At 49.6% G+C, this 18,319-nt stretch carries 17 protein-coding genes; 4 read left to right on the top strand and 13 right to left on the bottom strand.

Annotation, left to right across the window (positions count from 1 at the left end; genetic code table 11):
* Positions 1-35: 35 nt before the first annotated feature.
* Positions 36-2,405, bottom strand: coding sequence for an outer membrane protein assembly factor BamA (gene bamA / locus H6624_16240; GenBank protein ID MCB9085898.1), 2,370 nt, complete (start codon positions 2,403-2,405; stop codon positions 36-38).
* Positions 2,406-2,642: 237 nt separating this feature from the next.
* Here bamA and H6624_16245 point away from each other — a divergent pair, with 237 nt between their 5' ends.
* Positions 2,643-3,344 (top strand): hypothetical protein, encoded by a 702-nt coding sequence (locus H6624_16245; protein ID MCB9085899.1) that lies wholly within the window; start codon positions 2,643-2,645, stop codon positions 3,342-3,344.
* 8 nt (positions 3,345-3,352) lie between these two features.
* On the opposite strand, the gene H6624_16250 is transcribed toward H6624_16245, so the two are convergent.
* The 7 genes from H6624_16250 to H6624_16280 form a co-directional block, all read right to left on the bottom strand.
* Positions 3,353-5,551: a hypothetical protein gene (locus H6624_16250; protein ID MCB9085900.1), complete on the bottom strand. Its 2,199-nt coding sequence runs from the start codon at positions 5,549-5,551 to the stop codon at positions 3,353-3,355.
* Complete coding sequence (locus H6624_16255; protein MCB9085901.1) at positions 5,548-5,961, bottom strand: hypothetical protein; 414 nt, start codon at positions 5,959-5,961, stop codon at positions 5,548-5,550. Before H6624_16255 ends, H6624_16250 begins: the two co-directional genes overlap by 4 nt.
* 126 nt (positions 5,962-6,087) lie before the next feature.
* Positions 6,088-6,768 carry an ABC transporter ATP-binding protein gene (locus tag H6624_16260; protein ID MCB9085902.1) on the bottom strand — a complete coding sequence of 227 codons (681 nt, stop codon included), beginning with the start codon at positions 6,766-6,768 and terminating at the stop codon, positions 6,088-6,090.
* Complete coding sequence (locus H6624_16265) at positions 6,761-7,987, bottom strand: ABC transporter permease (protein MCB9085903.1); 1,227 nt, start codon at positions 7,985-7,987, stop codon at positions 6,761-6,763. Before H6624_16265 ends, H6624_16260 begins: the two co-directional genes overlap by 8 nt.
* Positions 7,987-9,039, bottom strand: coding sequence for a peptide chain release factor 2 (prfB, locus tag H6624_16270; protein MCB9085904.1), 1,053 nt, complete (start codon positions 9,037-9,039; stop codon positions 7,987-7,989). Before prfB ends, H6624_16265 begins: the two co-directional genes overlap by 1 nt.
* Before the next feature lie 145 nt (positions 9,040-9,184).
* Positions 9,185-9,628, bottom strand: coding sequence for an rRNA maturation RNase YbeY (ybeY, locus tag H6624_16275; GenBank protein ID MCB9085905.1), 444 nt, complete (start codon positions 9,626-9,628; stop codon positions 9,185-9,187).
* The gene (locus H6624_16280) at positions 9,625-12,057 is read right to left on the bottom strand and encodes an HDIG domain-containing protein (GenBank protein MCB9085906.1); all 2,433 of its coding nucleotides are present in this window, start codon (positions 12,055-12,057) and stop codon (positions 9,625-9,627) included. Before H6624_16280 ends, ybeY begins: the two co-directional genes overlap by 4 nt.
* A 139-nt stretch (positions 12,058-12,196) precedes the next feature.
* Between H6624_16280 and mazG the strand changes: the two genes are divergently transcribed.
* Positions 12,197-13,006 carry a nucleoside triphosphate pyrophosphohydrolase gene (gene mazG / locus H6624_16285; GenBank protein ID MCB9085907.1) on the top strand — a complete coding sequence of 270 codons (810 nt, stop codon included), beginning with the start codon at positions 12,197-12,199 and terminating at the stop codon, positions 13,004-13,006.
* Positions 13,007-13,210: 204 nt separating this feature from the next.
* Complete coding sequence (locus H6624_16290) at positions 13,211-13,579, top strand: hypothetical protein (protein ID MCB9085908.1); 369 nt, start codon at positions 13,211-13,213, stop codon at positions 13,577-13,579.
* A 51-nt stretch (positions 13,580-13,630) separates the two neighbouring features.
* Here H6624_16290 and H6624_16295 read toward each other — a convergent pair whose 3' ends face one another.
* Positions 13,631-14,050: a hypothetical protein gene (locus tag H6624_16295; protein MCB9085909.1), complete on the bottom strand. Its 420-nt coding sequence runs from the start codon at positions 14,048-14,050 to the stop codon at positions 13,631-13,633.
* 97 nt (positions 14,051-14,147) lie between these two features.
* Positions 14,148-15,767, bottom strand: coding sequence for a murein biosynthesis integral membrane protein MurJ (gene murJ, locus H6624_16300; protein ID MCB9085910.1), 1,620 nt, complete (start codon positions 15,765-15,767; stop codon positions 14,148-14,150).
* Between the two features lie 121 nt (positions 15,768-15,888).
* Here murJ and rpsT point away from each other — a divergent pair, with 121 nt between their 5' ends.
* Entirely contained in the window at positions 15,889-16,161 is a 273-nt protein-coding gene (rpsT, locus tag H6624_16305; protein MCB9085911.1) for a 30S ribosomal protein S20, read from the top strand.
* A 15-nt stretch (positions 16,162-16,176) separates the two neighbouring features.
* Here rpsT and H6624_16310 read toward each other — a convergent pair whose 3' ends face one another.
* From H6624_16310 to H6624_16320, 3 genes are all read right to left on the bottom strand, one after another.
* The gene (locus tag H6624_16310) at positions 16,177-16,551 is read right to left on the bottom strand and encodes a PilZ domain-containing protein (GenBank protein MCB9085912.1); all 375 of its coding nucleotides are present in this window, start codon (positions 16,549-16,551) and stop codon (positions 16,177-16,179) included.
* A 142-nt stretch (positions 16,552-16,693) separates the two neighbouring features.
* Positions 16,694-17,704, bottom strand: a complete 1,011-nt coding sequence (gene holA / locus H6624_16315) for a DNA polymerase III subunit delta (protein ID MCB9085913.1) — start codon at positions 17,702-17,704, stop codon at positions 16,694-16,696.
* Complete coding sequence (locus H6624_16320) at positions 17,704-18,291, bottom strand: hypothetical protein (protein ID MCB9085914.1); 588 nt, start codon at positions 18,289-18,291, stop codon at positions 17,704-17,706. Before H6624_16320 ends, holA begins: the two co-directional genes overlap by 1 nt.
* Positions 18,292-18,319: the final 28 nt, after the last annotated feature.

Genomic DNA, 18,319 nt, shown 5'->3' on the forward strand with positions numbered 1-18,319 from the left:
CATCGGCCACTATTCTCCGCCCATTAAAACACAGGTTAGAAGGGAGAACCAATGGCAAATTGAAAGTTTACAGAATCCTCTCGGAACTCCTCTTTGCGCTCAAAGGGGAAGCCCCATTCAAAGCGCAGAGGTCCGATGGGAGAAAACCATCTAAACCCAAAACCCACGTCACTGCGGAACTCACTGAGTAACAGTGAATCATCAGCGTTACCAATATCGTAGAAAACCACCCCTTTGATTCCAGCCTCGTCGATCAGAGGGAACTGGAATTCCAGGTTGTAGTAGAATTGCTGCGTACCACCAAATGGCCGCAGAGCCGAGTACTCAGCTAGGGGATCTCCGGCGGAAATCGCCTCTCCGTAGGCCTTGGCACTATACTTACGCTTTCCGACGCTAAACCAGTCGAAACCCCGCAGACTGTTGGCTCCACCAAGCAGGAACAATTCGTTAAAAGGTGGATCCTTGTCTGGATCATTGGAGCTGAGAAATCCATAAGTCAGGTTGTTCCGCCAGACCACATCCCAAAAAACCTTCTTGTAGTAGCGAAAGGTTGCAAAGCCTTTGGTGTAGCGGAGGTCTCCCCCCAAGCCCGCGTACTCAACACTGGCACTGGAAAAAATTCCATCAGATGGAGCAAAGCGATCATTACGACGGTCATACTCCAGCGTCAGGGTGACGGAGCTGGTCACACCATTCACGGTCTCCACAGGGAAAATTGCCGGGTCTCCCTCCTCGGCTAACTTAATCTCGGTGTCATCTAGCTTGTAGCGAACAAACCCACGCAAGTAAGGAGCCAATGGGTGACCAACACGTACGGCACCACCCTTTTTGGTCTCCTCGTACTCCGATAGAATCCGCTTACTCTGATACGCATCAAAACCCACCGACCATTCGGAGTCCATGAAATAGGGCTCCGTGAAGTTCACATTAAACAATGACTGCTTCTTGCTAATATCGATGGATACACCGAGTTTTTGTCCCTTACCAAAAAGGTTGGTCTGATTGACCTGACCATTAAAGACAAAGCCGGCAAAACTACTGTAGCCCGCACCGACTTGGATGGTTCCGGTGTTTCGCTCCTTAACGACAATATCGATGTCCATTCTGTCGTTATCGCCCTTAGGAGTTTTGGTGTTGAAGTTCACTTCTTCAAAAAATCCTAGCCGGCGAACCCCATCAATGGAGTTGCGTTTTCGAGTCTCATTATAAAGCTCGCCTTCGCGAATCTCGAGCTCACGACGAATCACCTTGTCACGGGTCTTGGTATTACCCAACATATTGATCCGTCCAATATAGACCTTGTTCCCCTTATCCACCTCAAAAGTGATATCCACCCGACGATCCTTTTCGCGAATAGAGGTGCGGGGGATAATGTTGGCGAAGGCATAGCCTAAATCGCCGTATTTTGCCTGCAGGGTACGCAAATCTTTCTGAAGAGTTTCGTATACAAACTGTTCGCCTTCTTTGACCGCGACGTCTTTTGCTAGCTCGTCATGAGAAAAAAGCAGATCGCCAGTAAAATCCACTGAACCGATATCGAACTTCTGACCTTCATCAATGCGAATGGTAATATAAATGCCCTTTTTGTCAGGCGTAACGTAAACCTGGGGGCGATCAATCTTGACCTGAACAAATCCCTCGTTAAAGTAAAGGTAGTTTAATATCTGCAAATCGCGGTCAAAGGCATCCTGCTTATAGGCCCCGGAACCACTCATAAAGCTGAAAAACCCACCCTCCTGAGTGGCCATGACGGACTTGAGCTTACCGGCACTCAGTTGATTGTTGCCAATAAAGCTCACACGCTTAACTCTGACCATGTCATTCTCTTCAACGACAAATTTGAGAGCGACACTTTCCCCTTCTTTGACGGCGTCGATGTCATATTTGACCTTCGCCAAAAAGAAGCCCTTGTCTTCATAGAGCTTTTCCATTTTCTCGATGGCTTCCTGAATTTTTGGGTAATCCAGAATCTGATAGACTTTCATGCCCGAAGCTTCACGAAGCTCAGAATCGTCCAGCTCGGTGTTACCTCTGTAATCAATCGACACAATAGATGGTTTTTCCATCAGCAGATAGGTCAGCTCCACCCCGTTATTTCTGTCTTCCCGGTCAACAGTGACGTCATAGAAATAACCGGTTTTAAAAAGATCGCGCACATCCTGACGAACATTTTCAATATCAAAGGGTTCGCCCACCCTACTGGTTAGTCGTGAACGTACAGCATCCTCTTCAATTTTGCGCATACCTTTGACGACAATCTTTCGCACCAACGGCGAAGATGGATTCGCCTTCTTCACCTTCTGGCTGCGGGCAGCCGGTTCACGATCGCCGGGTGTCTCCTGAGCCTGGACAGAACTCCAGGGAATCACTAGTGCTATGAGAAGTCCAACTATCAATCTCGCCAAGTTGTAAATTTCCTAGTAGTTTTAAACACTTAAACTCAACACCAAGCCCGGAGCCTAGCCTGAAGACGAGGTTTTGTCAAAATTTCCCCTAGAGGTCACTCACCTTTTTCTGTCCATAGTGCAGCATACAGATAATCAGGTGCTTGATGCACTATGGACATCAAGGGGTTTCTCCCTCTTGACCACCTAAAATTCGAGGGCAAGACTCGTGATTTTACATGAACCCCGGAGGCAAGCGTGGCAAACGCAGTCAAAACAACCCTGTGTCTGATTATTACGGCAATTAGTGGCATCACCGCCCTCGCATGGGTTCCCGAGGATCAAGGCCCCCTCCTCTTTCACCAGGACCCCCACACAGTGGTCTTCGGCCTGCAGTCTTTGAAACCCACTGACCTTCCCTCGCCAAGCGAACAGGAGCAGTATCTTGCTGACGATTTCGATGTGCCTAAAGGGGAAATTTGGGATGTGCGCGGCCTGACTTTCTATACTACCGGATACTTGGATGGCGACTCTGAGAAGTTTCGTGGAGAAGAGGTGCTCATCACCCTCTTTCGCGATCAGGATGGGCAGCCGGGCGACATCATCCATCAACAGCGCAGCCTTGTCCCCGAATTTCAGATTACAATGCGAAGTTTTGGTTTTCCAGTGGAAGCTCTCTATTTTGCAATGGATCGCCAGGTTCATCTGCGCGAAGGAAAATACTGGGTTTCACAAATTCTCTCGGCTCACCTCAAAAATGAAGATGATCCGAGCATTGAGTATTTCACATCTTGGTTTGTGGCATTATTTAACTACAATGAATCGGCAAAGGTGATGGTCCCCTACGCAACTGATCCCGCTTGCCACGAATGGAACTCGATCGCCAAGTCCACTCCCTGCACCATGATTCCATGGGATTCGAGCTTGGCCTTCACAGTTCATGGAATTAGAGGAAACTGATACTTGAATTAGTGGGTGCCGGTCGTTCCCGGGCCGCCAGCGCTCTGATTCTGCGGAGTGTTGATTCCATAAAGCGCGCAGCGATCGGAGGCATGCCCACCCTGGCAGCAGGCGGCCATTTCAGTCAAAGCCATTCGATTCCCGGCAAACTGAGAGGCTGCATGAGCGACATCCTTTTCAATCCCGGAGAGATTTTCCCAGTCAAAGTGACCGGATTCATCTTTGAAAGCAGACGGATTATAGGATTTGTAGAGCTTAGGATCTTCGAACTTCAGAGCCTCTAAACGAGCACGATGAAAATCTCCTGAGCCCGTCACTCCCATATCGTCCCGAAATCTGACTTCTGCGGGCAATCCCTTGTCCAAATTCATACCGAATCCACCACGAATGATCCCACCTTCACCCTTGGGGCTGTACATCCGGAAGAATCTCAGCTCCCCATCATTCCCCCAGCGGGCTTCCTGAAACACCTCATCTGTGCCTCTAAGCTTTGCAGTCAAAACTCCTGATTTCCCATCAGCCCCCTTTTCACACTTGGCCTGCCAACGGGTGGGTTTAACTCCATCATAGGATTTGCGAATCACCGAACACATCTCCGGGAATCGCTCCATCTCATGGATTTGCTCCTCAATAGGCATGGTGACAAAGGCCAAAGTCTTTTCATTGTAAGCCACCTGGGTCCGGCAATATTCGTCCACGTTGGCGTACATTGAGGTCGGCACAGATCCATTACAAACACCCGTCATGTTGTCTGGCATGAGAATCATTGAGGCCGCCGCAACCGGCGCGGATGCCAAAACAGTTGCTGTTCCGGCCGCCATGACTCCCAACCCGGCCAGTGCCCGACCGCCGAGCCCCACCAGGCCGCGGGCAATTCCCCGACGAGCAAATACCTGCTCCACCGTCTGCCCCCCCTTTAAAGCCATGTATCTGGCGCCCTCAGTATTAAGACTCAGACGTCCCAGCTGTTCAGTGGCAAATCCCATTTCACCAGCCAGAGCTCTGAAATCACCGAAAATAAAAAACCGTCGATCCAAGTTCTCTGTCATAGTCAACATCAGCTCCCGCGCCTGAGCGCCATTGATGATGGCCCCGCGCTGAGCGACTGTCTTAGCCACGCCACTTAGTAAGCGATGCTTGGAGGCAGCGATATTTGTTGTTCGGCTGGCAACACTCAGGCGGCTCTGCAAGCCGGGAATTTTATTGAGAGCATCTCGCATTCTGGAGCTACATTCGACTTTTCGCGATTGGCACAATTTCCATAACTCGTCCGCCGACTGGCCGAAACTCTCTGGAGCCTGGCCAATTAGAACATCCAGTTGTTTGGTTACCAACTGGGGACCTTTTTTATAATTGGCAATCTCTTGTGCTGATGTAGTGTGTTTGATGCCTCGCTGAACCTCTTCCGTAAAATTAGTGCCTATGAATTCACGGATCTCCATGGCTGCAATCCGCGCCGCCGATTCATCACTGGAACCAAGAGCGGCCACGTACTCGGCTCTCAACCGGGTGGCTCGGTCTTTGAGAAACTGATTCCAACCATCGGCTAGGGCCTTGCGATCCGTGGCCAGATGCTGCTCGATCTTTCCCAATCCCAGGTTGTTGGCGCTGCTGTCTCCAATCGAGGCCTTCACCGCCCGCAATTCATCATCGACCACCTGTTGCACACCCTTGAGTTCCCCCTCAATCGCCTTCAACTCACTGTTGGCTTTGACAAACTCCGCCTGGTGGAAGTTAGCTCCTGTCTTCGCCATATTCTCCATCCTCATTCGCGAGGCATTGGACATATGACAGCCATTTAAAGCATGAGAACGGGGAAAAATCAGATCGACAATTACCTCCGGATCGAGGACGTCCAGAAAGGCATGAAGATAACCCCTCTCACTCTGACTTGGATGTCTTGCCTGACAAGTGATGGCTGGTTTGGGCCCATGAGCGTCTCGATGGGCCTGAACACCTTTTGCGCCTCCATAAAGCGTTCCCATGCCCAGGGTTCCAGTGATCATCATGCAATCCGATGGCTCCAAAAGCTGACAGGACAGCTGGTTGTTCAGCTCCGTCACCATTTTTTTATATTCCGGAAAATTCTCTGCATCCTGGCACCAGCGGTCGTTCCCCTGAGCGTACTCAGGCCCGGCTGCATTAATCAAATGGGCCTGCCCAAACACGAATGAAGCCAGAATCAGAATCCTCAAAAATGGCATCACAACCAAGCCCCCACCTGACGGCACTGAGATTTATCAGACTTTCGAGTCGACCATTTTTTTTCAAGGCGCCCACCCAAGCATTCTCCTACTTTTTGGCTCCAGTAGACGGCTTCATGATCGGATCTAAAGGTTTTCGGCATCCTCATATTGGCCCGACATATACTGAGTTGCTCTTTGGCCTCCTTTTCACACTCCCTAACAACGACCTTGAAACAGGTTTGAAAGTAGCCTTCTTGCTCACAAACGCCCCCGATCAAGCCTGGATAGACTTTCTTTTGCCAGACTTTGACCTTTATCTTTTCCGTCTGGGCCGCCGACACCTTATATTTTTTTGGCTTGTAACGATTGTAGGCTTGCGCACTCCAAGTCAGCACGAACCCCAATAAAATGAACACCAACACAGGCTTCACGAGCAACCTCTCTCACTCATAGAAAAGCAAAAGCTTATTGCATAATGTTATCTGGAATCGACTGGAATTAGGAGACACGCCCTCTTAAACCAGACGAGCCTTTCACCTGGTTTTGCATGAGGTCAGCTAGATCCAAAGCCCATCCTTCATGCGACAGACCCGAGGGAAGCGCTTGGCGAACTCCTGATCGTGGGAAACCACGACCAAAGTGAGGCCCATGCGGTCTTTAAGCTCAAAAAACAAGTCCTGAATACGACCACTGTTTTTGGTATCCAGATTTCCGGTCGGCTCATCTGCGAGAAGAATTTCAGGCTCATTCAACAGGGCTCTAGCGATGGCGACTCGCTGTTGCTCTCCACCACTCAACTCAGAAGGATAGTGACTTTTCCGATCAATCAGTCCCATTCCTGCCAATAGTTCCTCAGCCCTCTCCCGGGCCATTCGCGGATTCATACCACCAATGCGGGCGGGCATGGTGACATTTTCCAGAGCGGTAAACTCACTCATTAAGTGGTGAAACTGAAAGACAAAGCCCAGTTTTTCATTCCGAAACTTCGCCAACTGATCATCCGATTGGCGAAACAGATCCTTCCCCTGATAAAGAACTGTACCAAGAGTTGGACGATCCAAAGTCCCCATTATGTGCAACAGGGTGCTCTTTCCCGCCCCACTGGCGCCAACAATGCAAACCGCCTCACCCTTATCAATATTGAGATCCAAACCCTTGAGGATTTCCAAACGCGAGCCACCCATGGGAAATGACTTGTAAACACCGCGGGCTGATAACAAGGGTAACTGACTATTCATAACGAAGCCCCTCCACTGGTGCTAACTTGGCTCCCCTTCTGGCCGGAGCCAGGGTGGCTAGAAAACAAATAAACAAGGATGCAGCAAAAATAGCCGAGATATCCGTCCAACGAAATTCAACGTCCACCCGCTCTAACTTATACACCTCACCGGGAAGAAGCCCCCACTTCTGTTCGGCATAGACAAAGCCGTAACAAAGAGCCACGCCCAGGACCACGCCAATCAATGAACCAATAAACCCAATCAATAACCCCTGGGCGGTGAATAGTTTAACTACAAATCCCCGATTGGCTCCCAGTGTTTTTAAAATACTAATGTCTCCAAAACGCCTAAGCACACTCACAAACAAAGTGCTGGATATATTAAAGCAGGCTGCAATCACCATAATCAGCAAAACAAAAAAGATTACAACCTTTTCCAGTTTGACCGCCTCAAAAAGGTTACGATTAACATCCTCCCAATCCCTAGTCCAAAACGCATGACCGAGACGCTGACTCAAAACAAAAGCAGCCTCTTTGGCCTTTTCATCTTTGTCCAGCCGCAGGCGGTAACCCATGACCTGATCACCAATCTGGGCAAAATCCTGGGCCGCCCGGATGTGGGTCAATACAAAACGCTGATTCCAATCATGACGACCCAAATCCAAAATACCACGGACATAAAACTTTTTTAGGCGAGGTCTGAAGCTCGCATTGTCATACTCCTTGGCCACTGGCATAACGGCCTTGAAGACATCCCCTATCTTAAGACCAAACTTCTTGGCCAGCCCCTTGCCAACCAAGCCAGCTTGAATTCCATCCTCCCTCGGCCCGAACGCAAACTCACCTTCCCGCAGCCGCTGTTTCAGTCGCAAGACACGCTCATAAGTGTCAGGATCTACACCTTGAACAACGACTCCGGACAATTTCTTGTTGTGGGCAACAACAGCTTCCAGATAAACAAATGGCGTCTCAGCAATGATTGCTGGAACCTGGTCTCTAACTTCCTTTAGGAAAGTTTCGTCATCCGTCAGTGGGCCCCCTCTTTTCATCACCAAAACATGTCCCACCGAATCAATAACCGAGTTTTTTAAAGTGGTTTCAAAACCACTCACCACCGCCATGGCCACGACCAAGGATGCCACGCCGATAACCATTCCGAATATACTTAATGAAGTGGTGAGGTTCAGAAATCTCTGTCCCGAACGCAAGAATCTCCACACCAGCCAAACCTGATACACTAAGAACCACCTGCTGCCTGCTGGGCCTGTTGCTTTAGATAGGATTCAATAAACTGATCCAAATCCCCGTCGAGAACTCGGTCGGGATTGCCCGATTCGGTTTCTGTTCTAAGGTCTTTCACCATTTTGTAGGGATGCAGAACATAGGAGCGAATTTGACTGCCCCACTCGTTGTCCATCTTTGTACCTTCCAGAGCCTGCTTTTCCTCTCGGCGTTTTTCCATCTCCCTTTCATAAAGAGCCGCCCGCATCATTTTATAGGCTTTGTCCCTGTTGGAAATCTGGCTACGCTCACTCTGGCACTGAACAACCACACCAGTTGGTAAGTGAGTCATCCGAACTGCTGAATCCGTCCGGTTGACGTGCTGTCCACCCGCCCCACTAGCTCGATAGGTGTCGATACGGAGATCTTCGGACTTGATTTCAATCTCAATTTCGTCATCCACCTCTGGCCATGCAAAAACCGAGGCAAAGCTGGTATGGCGTCGGGCATTGGAGTCAAAGGGGCTTATGCGTACCAGCCGATGCACTCCCGATTCAGCCTTCAAATGTCCATAGGCATAGGGACCTTCGATCAAAAGGGTCACTGATTTTATTCCCGCCTCTTCACCTTCGGTCATTTCCAAAACTTCGACCTTGTAGTCCTGCTTTTCTGAGTAGCGGGTATACATACGCAGCAAAATACCAGCCCAATCACAGGCCTCAGTTCCACCCGCACCTGAATTGATGGACAGATAGGAGCTATTGGCATCGGTTTCGCCACTGAGTAAAACCTTTAGCTCCAGTTCGCCAACGATCGCCTCCATAGTGGAGACCTCTTTCGTGACCTCTTGAAAGGAAGCCTCGTCCTTTTCCTCGACAGCCATTTCGAGGAGGACTTCACTGTCCTCTACCTTTTGGTTGAGAACCTCCCAATCCTGAACGGACTTCTCCAGGAGAACTCTCTCCTTGTTGATTTTCTGCATTTCGCTGTGATTGTTCCAGACGTCCGGGTTTTGAGCCTGCTGCTCTAATTCCTCAAGCCGTTTTCGTTTGCTGAGGATGTCAAAGATACCCCCGAAGGTCGAGGGTTTTACCCTTGAGGTCTTTTAATTGGGATTTTACTTCAGCTAACTGGGTCTCCATCGACATGACCGGCTCCTTCAATACGCTGGAGCCTACGTTAGCAAACCAGGGCAGGTCAGGCAATCATTTCGACTAACCTCTCCGAGCCCAATAGGATTTCCATATCGAATCCTGGAGGTCAAACATCCTTTGGGCTTCCGTTTCATTGCCTTCGTGATCATAGCCCAATAGGTGGAGGAACCCGTGGAGAAGGAGATAGGATAGCTCCTCGCGAACTGTCAGGCCATGTTCTTTGGCCTGTCGACGAACCACATCAAGGCACAGGACCAACTCACCAAAGGAGTCGGAGTCTAGGCTTTCAAAACTCAAAACGTCAGTGGCGTAGTCCTTTTTTCGATACTGAAAATTCAGGGCCCTGGCCTGCCTCTCGTCGGCGAAAACCACAACAAGCTCTCGGGACTCGCCACCGAGACCAACTTTTCTTCGCTTTAGGCTTCTCGCAAATGACGTTAGGCTGGACTCTACAAACTTTCGCGGGACGGGACTTTTACCCTGATTAAGGACGAGAACGGTCATGCCGAAGTCATGCCCTTCTTGTCCCCCTTTTGTTTTCCATCTCGCAACTTATAAGGATTGGACTGGCTCATGTTGAGGTGAGGGTAATCGATCCGCTGGTGATAAATACCCAACAGAATCCTACGGAATGCCAACTCGATCACTGATAGGTCTGCCAAAGTTAAATTACACTCGTTCAGCTGACCATCCAAAAATTTGGCCTGAATGATATTTTTGACAATGTTTTGTAATCGGGCTGTGGTTGGTTCATCCAGAGAGCGGGCGGCGGCCTCAATGCTATCAGCCAACATGACTAAGGCTGCCTCACGAAACTGTGGCTTTGGCCCGGGGTACCTGAAGTCATCCTCAATCACTTGGTCAATATCCTGATCGGCCTCATCGAGGGCCTTATTGTAGAAGAAGGAAATCAAGGTTGTCCCATGGTGCTGAAGGACCCCATCGATGATCGGCTTACCCAGCTTATGGCGTAATCCCATTTCCACCCCATCCTTAACGTGAGCTATCAAAATGGTTTTCGACATATAGGGTGAAATGTGATCGTGGGGATTATGCCCTGGTCTTTGATTTTCAATAAAATACTGGGCATGCGGAACCTTACCTATGTCATGATAATAAGCCATGACCTTCGCCAGAAGAGCATTGGCACCAATCTCATTGGCTGCTGCCTCGACCATGCTGCCAACAACCAGGGAGTGATGATAAGTTCCTGGAGCTTTGACAATCATTTCCTGCATCAGGGGGTGATTGAGGTTGCTGAGCTCCAACAGCTTCACATCAGTCACATAATTAAAAGCACTCTCCAGTAGAGGCACCAACATCATTGCTACCATAGATGACAATAAACCTCCCAAAAAGCCTGCTGGCACGTTCCATATGAGATCGTTCCACAGGTCGGGAGTTCCCATTCCCTGCATGACCGTCACCAAACAAATGACCAGAGAATTGACGGCGCCAGTGCGGACTCCGGCAAAGTAAATGTCGTTTCGTTTCTTACATGAATAAACTCCTCTGGCCGCAGCAATTCCTCCAATCATCGAAACCAACAGAAAGCCAAAGTTGAAATCCACCATAACGGCCCCTGCCGTAGCCAGGAAGGCTGTAAACAGCCACACGACCTCACCAGAGTTAATCAACAGACCGACCAACATTGGGCCAGCCGCAATCGGGGCCGCGAACAAAAACACAGTTGCTGGTATGAGGTTTCCATACTTCACCACGAAGGCCGCATCAGTCATAAACAGAAAAATCTTGGTAATCAAAATCACCAAGACCGTCACCAGACCCATGACCGCCAAATCCTTATTCTCGACCCGCACCCGGTTAAGTGTGAACCGCCGTGTATAGGAGAAAAAAACCAACATCAAGGTCATGAATAGGAGGGCAGAAACCAGGGATACGAAGTCAGAACGTCGGTCTGACTTAAGATTGCGAATTTCCTCCAATAGGGTCACATGAATCGGCTGGACAATCGCCCCAGAGGCCACAACAGTCTGATTCTTTGCAATCGACAACTGAACCGGTAAAACTGCCAATCGAGCTTTGTCTTTGCGGTCAGCAGTTTCCTGACGGTTAAACGTCAGGTTCGGGCCTCGAAGTTGCTTCGCAAATGCGCCTAGCTGCTTCCGATCTGTTGGCGATAGCTTTCCTTCGCCAGGCACGCCTTCAAATGTGAAATTCTTGCGCTCTCGCAGAGATTTAAGTTCCCCACGCACGGCTGTGTACTCTTCCTCCCCACTGCCGCGATCAATCACCCTCACGATCAGGGGGGAGTCCACGCCAGGAAGCAGGTTGCCTGACCCATCAAAAATTCTGAACGAGGACCACTTGGCAATGGCCTCGATCAAAATATTCTCCAGCCTGGCACTAAATCTTTTTTCAATGAGCCACTTAAAGACCGAGTCAGTTACTGGAGTCCCAAGCTCCTGCTCAAAGACCTTTTTGTGCTGCATAAAATCAATTACCGCTTCTGCGTGTTTTCCCTCAGCCTCCGGCCAGGGCGCCTGCTTCACCATCTGGCGCATTTTTCGCCAGGATTTGTAGACATTGTGGGTCAGGTTTTCATAGACATTGGGATCAAAATCAAAGACCGGAGGCACGCTTTGTTCCGCCTCACGACGCTTTGTTTCGGTGGCCACCTCATCGACAATCTGAAAGCTAATTGGAGATTTAATGTCTGAGCTGGCAATATCACCAACCTGGACAAAGTAGGGAAAATCAATATCCCAAAACAACAAAAAACTGAGGAAGAGCATGAACAAAAATAAAACGGAAAGCCGGCGAACCTGAAATTTCTCATCCAAAAAGTGAATGATTCTTCCAAGATTAGTCTGCTCAAATCCGAGATTATTTACCCACTCCAAAAACCGACGTGAATGGTCGATGTATTTCGTGCGGGAGTGAATGCCGTTTTTACGCTTATCCTTGACCAATGTCTTCGATTTCCTTAGTAAATCTCCTAAATATTTTTCGGCATTTTGCGGGTAAAAAGGAAGAATCTCACACCCTTCCTGGCAAAACCCGACCAAAAGATAGGACAATTTGCAGGGAATGTCGATGGGAGGAAGAGGAATGCCACAAGCACCTGAAAATTATCGTGAATTCAGTTCACTGGTGAGCATTGTCACTGCTCTGCGCGGTCCAGATGGTTGCCCCTGGGACAAGGAGCAAACCCACAAATCCCTGACCCGCTTCGCCATTGAAGAGGCCCATGAGCTGGCCGAGGCCATAGACCGGGACGACAACCAGGAGATTTGCGAGGAGTTGGGTGACCTACTCCTGCAAGTTGTCCTCCATGCGGAAATAGCCCGCCAAGAGGGTCGATTTGACATGGCCGATGTCATTGCCGGTATTGGTGAGAAGATGGTCCGCCGCCACCCCCACGTTTTTGCTGATGTCAAAGTAAAGGATAGCGACGAGGTATTGGATAATTGGGGCAAGATTAAAGCAAAAGAAAAAGGGAATGAGGATGACTTCATTCGCTTTAATCTACCTGCTGGCCTACCCGCCTTGATCGGAGCTCACAAGATTGGTGAAAAAACCAAGAAGTGGCATTTCGATTGGGACCGGCCGGAGGATGTTCTCGCCAAGGTAGAAGAGGAAATTGCAGAACTTAAAGAGGCCTTGGCAACTCGGAACTCCGCTGAAATCGAACATGAATTGGGAGATTTGTTTTTTAGCCTTGCTCAACTGAGCCGTCACCTCAACACCGAGAGTGAGCAAGTGCTTAGAACCACGAACGCCCGCTTTGAAAAACGATTTGTTCAAATGCAGGAGTTCTGTCGGCAAGATGGAAAGGACTTCGCGCAGCTCGATAGCGAACAGATGGAAGAGTACTGGATCAGGGCAAAAGAGCATCTCAAGGCCGACGAACCTGACTGAGAGCGCACTTGTTCAGATGTCAAGAGTCTGGTCACCATAACTTTTTGATTCAAGTTGGTATACAGTTTTGAGACTCGCGGATTTATTGAGGATTTTAGCCGTTTTTCTAGGTATTAGACGTATCAAAGTGAGATTTTCACCTTTTTGACACATTCCCTTAATTGGCCTAGTCCTTGCTCTTTTAGTTCTTGTGCGGAGGGGGATATGAAAAGAGCATTTGACCACCTGATTTTTGGTGTCCTTGTAATTTCCTGTATGAGCCTCGTCGTCTGTTCACTGGAAGCTTACAGCCAACAGTCCGGACAACGTACTGAGTTCGTCTCTACTGATGGAAAAAAGAAGAAGAAAAAAGGCAGTGGTTCCATTTCTAACTACGCCGAACGCTACAACCAGTCACCTGGCAGTACTGGCGACGGCAGCGGCGATGTGATGGCAAATGAAGGAACCAATATTTTTGCCGTACCCGTACCGGTTTTTCCTCCCGGCGGAGGCACCCCTGGCGGCGGTGGTGGCGGCAATGGTCGCCTTTCACCTGGCTACCTACCTACTGGTGGCACTCCCGGCACCCAGTGATTCTCAGATATTTGGGTCTGGCCATGACCAGACCCAAAACGATCTTAGCACTTACTTCACAACAGTCGACTTTAAGACATAACCTTTTGGGATGACCACAGTAATGTTCACTTCCCGATCAAGGTTACGGTTGCTAAAGGCCTTTACAAAAAATGGCTTGGAGCTCACAACCGCTTTGTAGGGATTTGGAATCGGACAGAACATCTCCGTCGTCATCACGTATCCATCGGCAAAATACTTATCGTACCAGCCGTTACCGTTGCCCCCGACAAATGTGAAATCCGCATCCATCGAGCGCTGGTTACAGTCATCGACCAATACTTCAACTTCGAGGGTCAGGTTTACTCCCTGAACTCCCTGGGCCGTCACTTGTTTCATGACGTATTCACGGTTGGTATCTGTAACTGAATGACTAAATGCCATTGCGCTGGCTGAAAGAACGAGAGCCATAGCGGCTACAACTGTTTTCATAATCTCCCCCTTTGCTGAAAACAGGGGAAGACCTAACGGCTAGACTCCATTTGGACAAAAGAAAACGATATTTGAAATTGTTACCTGGCAGGCACTGTTAAGGTTGTGTTGGTCGCCGAAATCTGCGCCGCAGAAGGCCAATGACTTTTTCGGCTTCCGACACTTTCATTTTGGCGCTAATGCCCAAATACAAAAACACTGCTGGCAGAACAGTTGCGATCAGGATCACTGCACGAGTCAAACTTCGCCCCTCTGGCCAGACGGCCAACAACAAGTCCTGCACCACCCACACCCAAACAGCCATAGCGGCAAGACCGGGAAGCCATCGCCAACCCACACTTATGATATCTTTAACACCCAGCGGTCCTATCATCGCGCGGTAGCAAAGGGACAAGACCATCACATTGAAAAAACCTGACAGAGTTGTCGCCCCGACCAAACCCAACAGCCCATAGCGGTCCGTACTCCAAAGGGCCACGAATACATGAAAAACCAAAGTGACGGCCGACACTGTTGCCGGGAGCCAGGTATTCTTGCGCGCGTAAAAGCTGGGAACTAAAACACGGCTAAAGCTCGAAGCCATGAGCAACAAAGCGTAGATTTGAATGATATTTGCCGTGATCACCGCGTCTGAACGCAAAAACTGACCTCTCATGAACAAAGCCTCGGACAAGGTCTGGGCAATCAAGAACAAGCCAACCGCACTAGGCAAAGTTAAAAACAACAAGAGCTGGAGGTGTTCCCGAGCCGTGTTTAGCATTTCGTCTAGCTTTTTTTCTGCATGCAATTGGGAGAGGGTGGGCAAAAGGGCGGCACCCAAACTGACCGCAATCAGCGATTGGGGCAATTCCAATATGCGATCACCCCAGTAAATGTAGGAGTGGGAGCCTTCCGGCAGGCGACTGGCCAGATTGACATTTACCAGGCTCATGAGTTGCAGCACCCCCAGGCCGACAACTCCAGGTACCATATTGACCAAAACTCTTTTCACCCCACCTACGGACCAAGGGCGCCAACGCAGCCTGGGCAAAATCCCCATCTTCCAGAGCAGGTGTCCAACTAGGGCCATTTGCACCACACCACCAACCAAAACACCCCAAGCAAGATACTCACCCGGCTCAAAACCCAACAGTCCATCGGGAACCAAAGCGAAGAGAATAAACACCAAATTAAACAAGGCCGGAGCCATCGCCGGAACGAGGAACTTCTTCCAGGCATTGGCAATAGCCATGTAATAGGCATAAAGAGTTACCAGGAACAGATAGCCAAACATGATCCGCCCCAAATAGATGGTGATTTCCAGCTTTCCGTCCACGGCCAGAAAACCATCACCTCCTACCAAAAGAGCCATAAGCTCCTTCATGAAAATCACACCTAACGCCGACAGAACTCCCGCTACAATAACTAAAAGAGTGAGAATTCCACTGGCCAGATCCTGGGCGGACTTGAGGGCAGCCTCTTCCCCCTGCCCCTGTTGAGGAGTGCGCCTTTCGATATAAATGGGAATAAAACTGACCGAGAGGGAACCTTCGCCCAATAGTCGCCGGAACATGTTGGGCAGGCGAAAGGCCACCACAAAGGCGTCAGTCACCGTACGCGAAAAAAAAGCCGCCAGGAGGACATCACGGACAACCCCTAGCACCCGGCTCGAGAGGGTTCCCAAGGACATGGCTGCGGCTGATCTTACAACTGATTGTTTTTGCTGCGTTTTTTCCAATTACTGAGCCTACCCCGAGATTCTCCCCCACCTGCGTAAGACTTGCGCTCCGCCCCGGCTTATGGTATTCCCGGTCCTTCGGTCATTCCGATACTTTGAGTTAATCATTGGAGGTTACAAGTTGGCAAACCATAAGTCGGCAGCAAAACGTGCTCGCCAAGCCAAGAAAAAAACGGCTGTGAATTCCCGCGCAAAGTCCGCGGTTCGTACTTTTGAAAAGAACCTAAGAAAAGCTCTGAGCGCCAAGGATGCTGATGCCGCTCAAAAACTGCTGGTGGCCTACACCTCTAAGGCAGGAAAAGCTGCTCAAAAAGGAATCTTGAAAGCAAAGGCCGCTTCTCGCAAGATCAGCCGCTTGTCCAAGAACGTTCACCAGTTGGTTGCTGGAAAGTAATTCACCTGACGATGATTAGACGGCTTTTAAGATAGCCTCGTCGGCTGTCTTAGAAGCCACAAATGTCCTAATCGCCCTCTTCATATTGAAATCCAAATTTAAAAACTCAACACCATAGCGAGTCCCGTTGGGCTGGCAGTAGCGAACAATTCCGCGCACTACGGTTTGTCCCGCACCTGGAATGCGAAAGGTGATGACCAACCTCTGCTCGGCCGAAAGCTTGTGCTCACAAGTGATGAGCATGCCCCCCTCGCCGATCTCAAAGCTACGGCCAATGGAATACCTGCCCCCAATCAATAGGCCGATACGAGCTTCAAATACCCGGCGAGGAACCCGCCGGCGGCGAATCCCAGAAAGCTCTTCATTTGTTTTTCCGGCCTGGTCAGCCATGGATTAACCTCGACTTCAATCTAGTCCACTACACCTAGAAAAGACCCTTCTCTGGATCGGCAAATAAAAGCCAAGACATGAGCGAGTGAAACGTTTTGGGACAGCGATTTCTTAGACTCGACTTCCGTCGGTGGCGATTACCCTAAGAGCAGGTGCGAATAATGAAATTCTCCAACCAGATGTGGCTTGAGATGGGAGATGACTTGAGAGCCCTATCTGTCTCGTGCAAAGCCTGTAAGGCGCGGTTGATCTTATCAGGCGACCAAGCCCGCGATTGGTTGACGTACTCCTGCAGAAAGAACTGGGGGACTCCTGCCTGGCTGCTAAGGCGTGCACCCGCCAATCCTGCCGCCATGCCCTCACGAATGGTATGGAGAATGCGAATATGGCGAGTGATTAAGCTCAATGCCCCCACTTCATTTTGTCCGTGTTCCAGCAAATTGGCCAAACACACCAGAGCATGAGCCCGGTCGCGGCGACCAATGGCATTAGCCAAATCAAAGATACTATCGATTCGCGAGCGACTCACCAGTCGCATCACATCCTCTTCACTCACCGGCCGGTTTTCATCACCCAGGTACTGGCGGAGCTTGAGCATCTCGTTGTTGATTTCTCCAAGATTACTGCCCACAAACTGCTGCAACAGGGCAGCCACTCCACGGCCAAGCTCAACCTCATGGCGGTAAGCAATGTACTCAATCCACGAGGCAACCTGGTTATCAAAGGGCCTCTTGAGCTCTACAATGACACCGGCATCCTTGATCTTGCGAAAATACTTTTTGCGCTTGTCGGCCTTTTCTGCGACCAAAATAAAGGTGGTCGTGGGGACTGGATCTTCCATCACCGGAACAAGCTCTTCCCATTCCTTGTCCTTGAGGCCCTTGCCAATCTTGTAAACCACAACCCGACGGGGGCTCATCATAGTCAAAGTTTCAACAGCATCTTTAACATGCGAAGGCGATGTTTCCGGGTAATGAAACTGATCGGAACTGAAGTCGTCCACGCCATCAGGTAAAGCCTTGGTCTTCAGTAATTTGACTGCCTCATCCACCAAATAGGGCTCATCACCAAATACCAAATACAAAGGTCCTGGAACCTTTTTGTCCAAGTACTTCTGCAGTTTTCTTAAGTCCCACGCCACACTTGCTGCCATTAAAAACTCTCGGTTAATCGGTCATGAGCCTCGACCATCATGTCCACTGCCATTTTTGCAATATTTTGATGACGGGCGCTCTGATTGTAAAGCGCATTTGCTGAATTCAAGCCTGCTGAACCCAACTGGGGTGCAAAATAGGCTCTCTCGTTTTGAAAAACACTTTCCCACAAGACCTTGTTATCCGAATTCCGCCGCAGGCGAACACGAGTGGTCACCAAAACACGATACTCAGTGGTCAAAACCGCCCCCAAAGGCAAGTGAATGATTTCATTTTGCGTAGCCTTGGCACTTCGCTCAAAGACAATGTCTTCAACAATGCCCTCAAGGGTGACCGGAGATTCATTCTTACCCACCACTCGAGCCACCCCGCTGCGGGCCAACTGGCGGATCATTTCATTGGTAAAATAGCTTTCAATTCCCACTTCAGAGGTTTGATTTTTAAATACTGGAATCGACACCTGATCATAGCCACCAGGTAACTTTCGCGGTCGGAATCCCAAATGATAGCCACAACCTGAACCAATCAGGGCGAAAATGAAGGCCAAGCTGAGAAAAACCAGGCGTTTAGAGAGATTCACAGCCACAAGGTAACCAGTCTGGAGCCCCAATTCA

This window comes from Pseudobdellovibrionaceae bacterium (assembly GCA_020635075.1).
GTDB lineage: Bacteria > Bdellovibrionota > Bdellovibrionia > Bdellovibrionales > UBA1609 > JADZEO01.

Bases quoted from the DNA above. Each gene is read 5' to 3' on its own strand.
- H6624_16260 (MCB9085902.1), bottom strand. From the start codon at position 6,768: ATGAATAGTCAGTTACCCTTGTTATCAGCCCGCGGTGTTTACAAGTCA.
- ybeY (MCB9085905.1), bottom strand. From the start codon at position 9,628: ATGACCGTTCTCGTCCTTAATCAGGGTAAAAGTCCCGTCCCGCGAAAG.
- mazG (MCB9085907.1), top strand. From the start codon at position 12,197: ATGCCACAAGCACCTGAAAATTATCGTGAATTCAGTTCACTGGTGAGC.
- H6624_16290 (MCB9085908.1), top strand. From the start codon at position 13,211: ATGAAAAGAGCATTTGACCACCTGATTTTTGGTGTCCTTGTAATTTCC.
- H6624_16295 (MCB9085909.1), bottom strand. From the start codon at position 14,050: ATGAAAACAGTTGTAGCCGCTATGGCTCTCGTTCTTTCAGCCAGCGCA.
- H6624_16310 (MCB9085912.1), bottom strand. From the start codon at position 16,551: ATGGCTGACCAGGCCGGAAAAACAAATGAAGAGCTTTCTGGGATTCGC.
- holA (MCB9085913.1), bottom strand. From the start codon at position 17,704: ATGGCAGCAAGTGTGGCGTGGGACTTAAGAAAACTGCAGAAGTACTTG.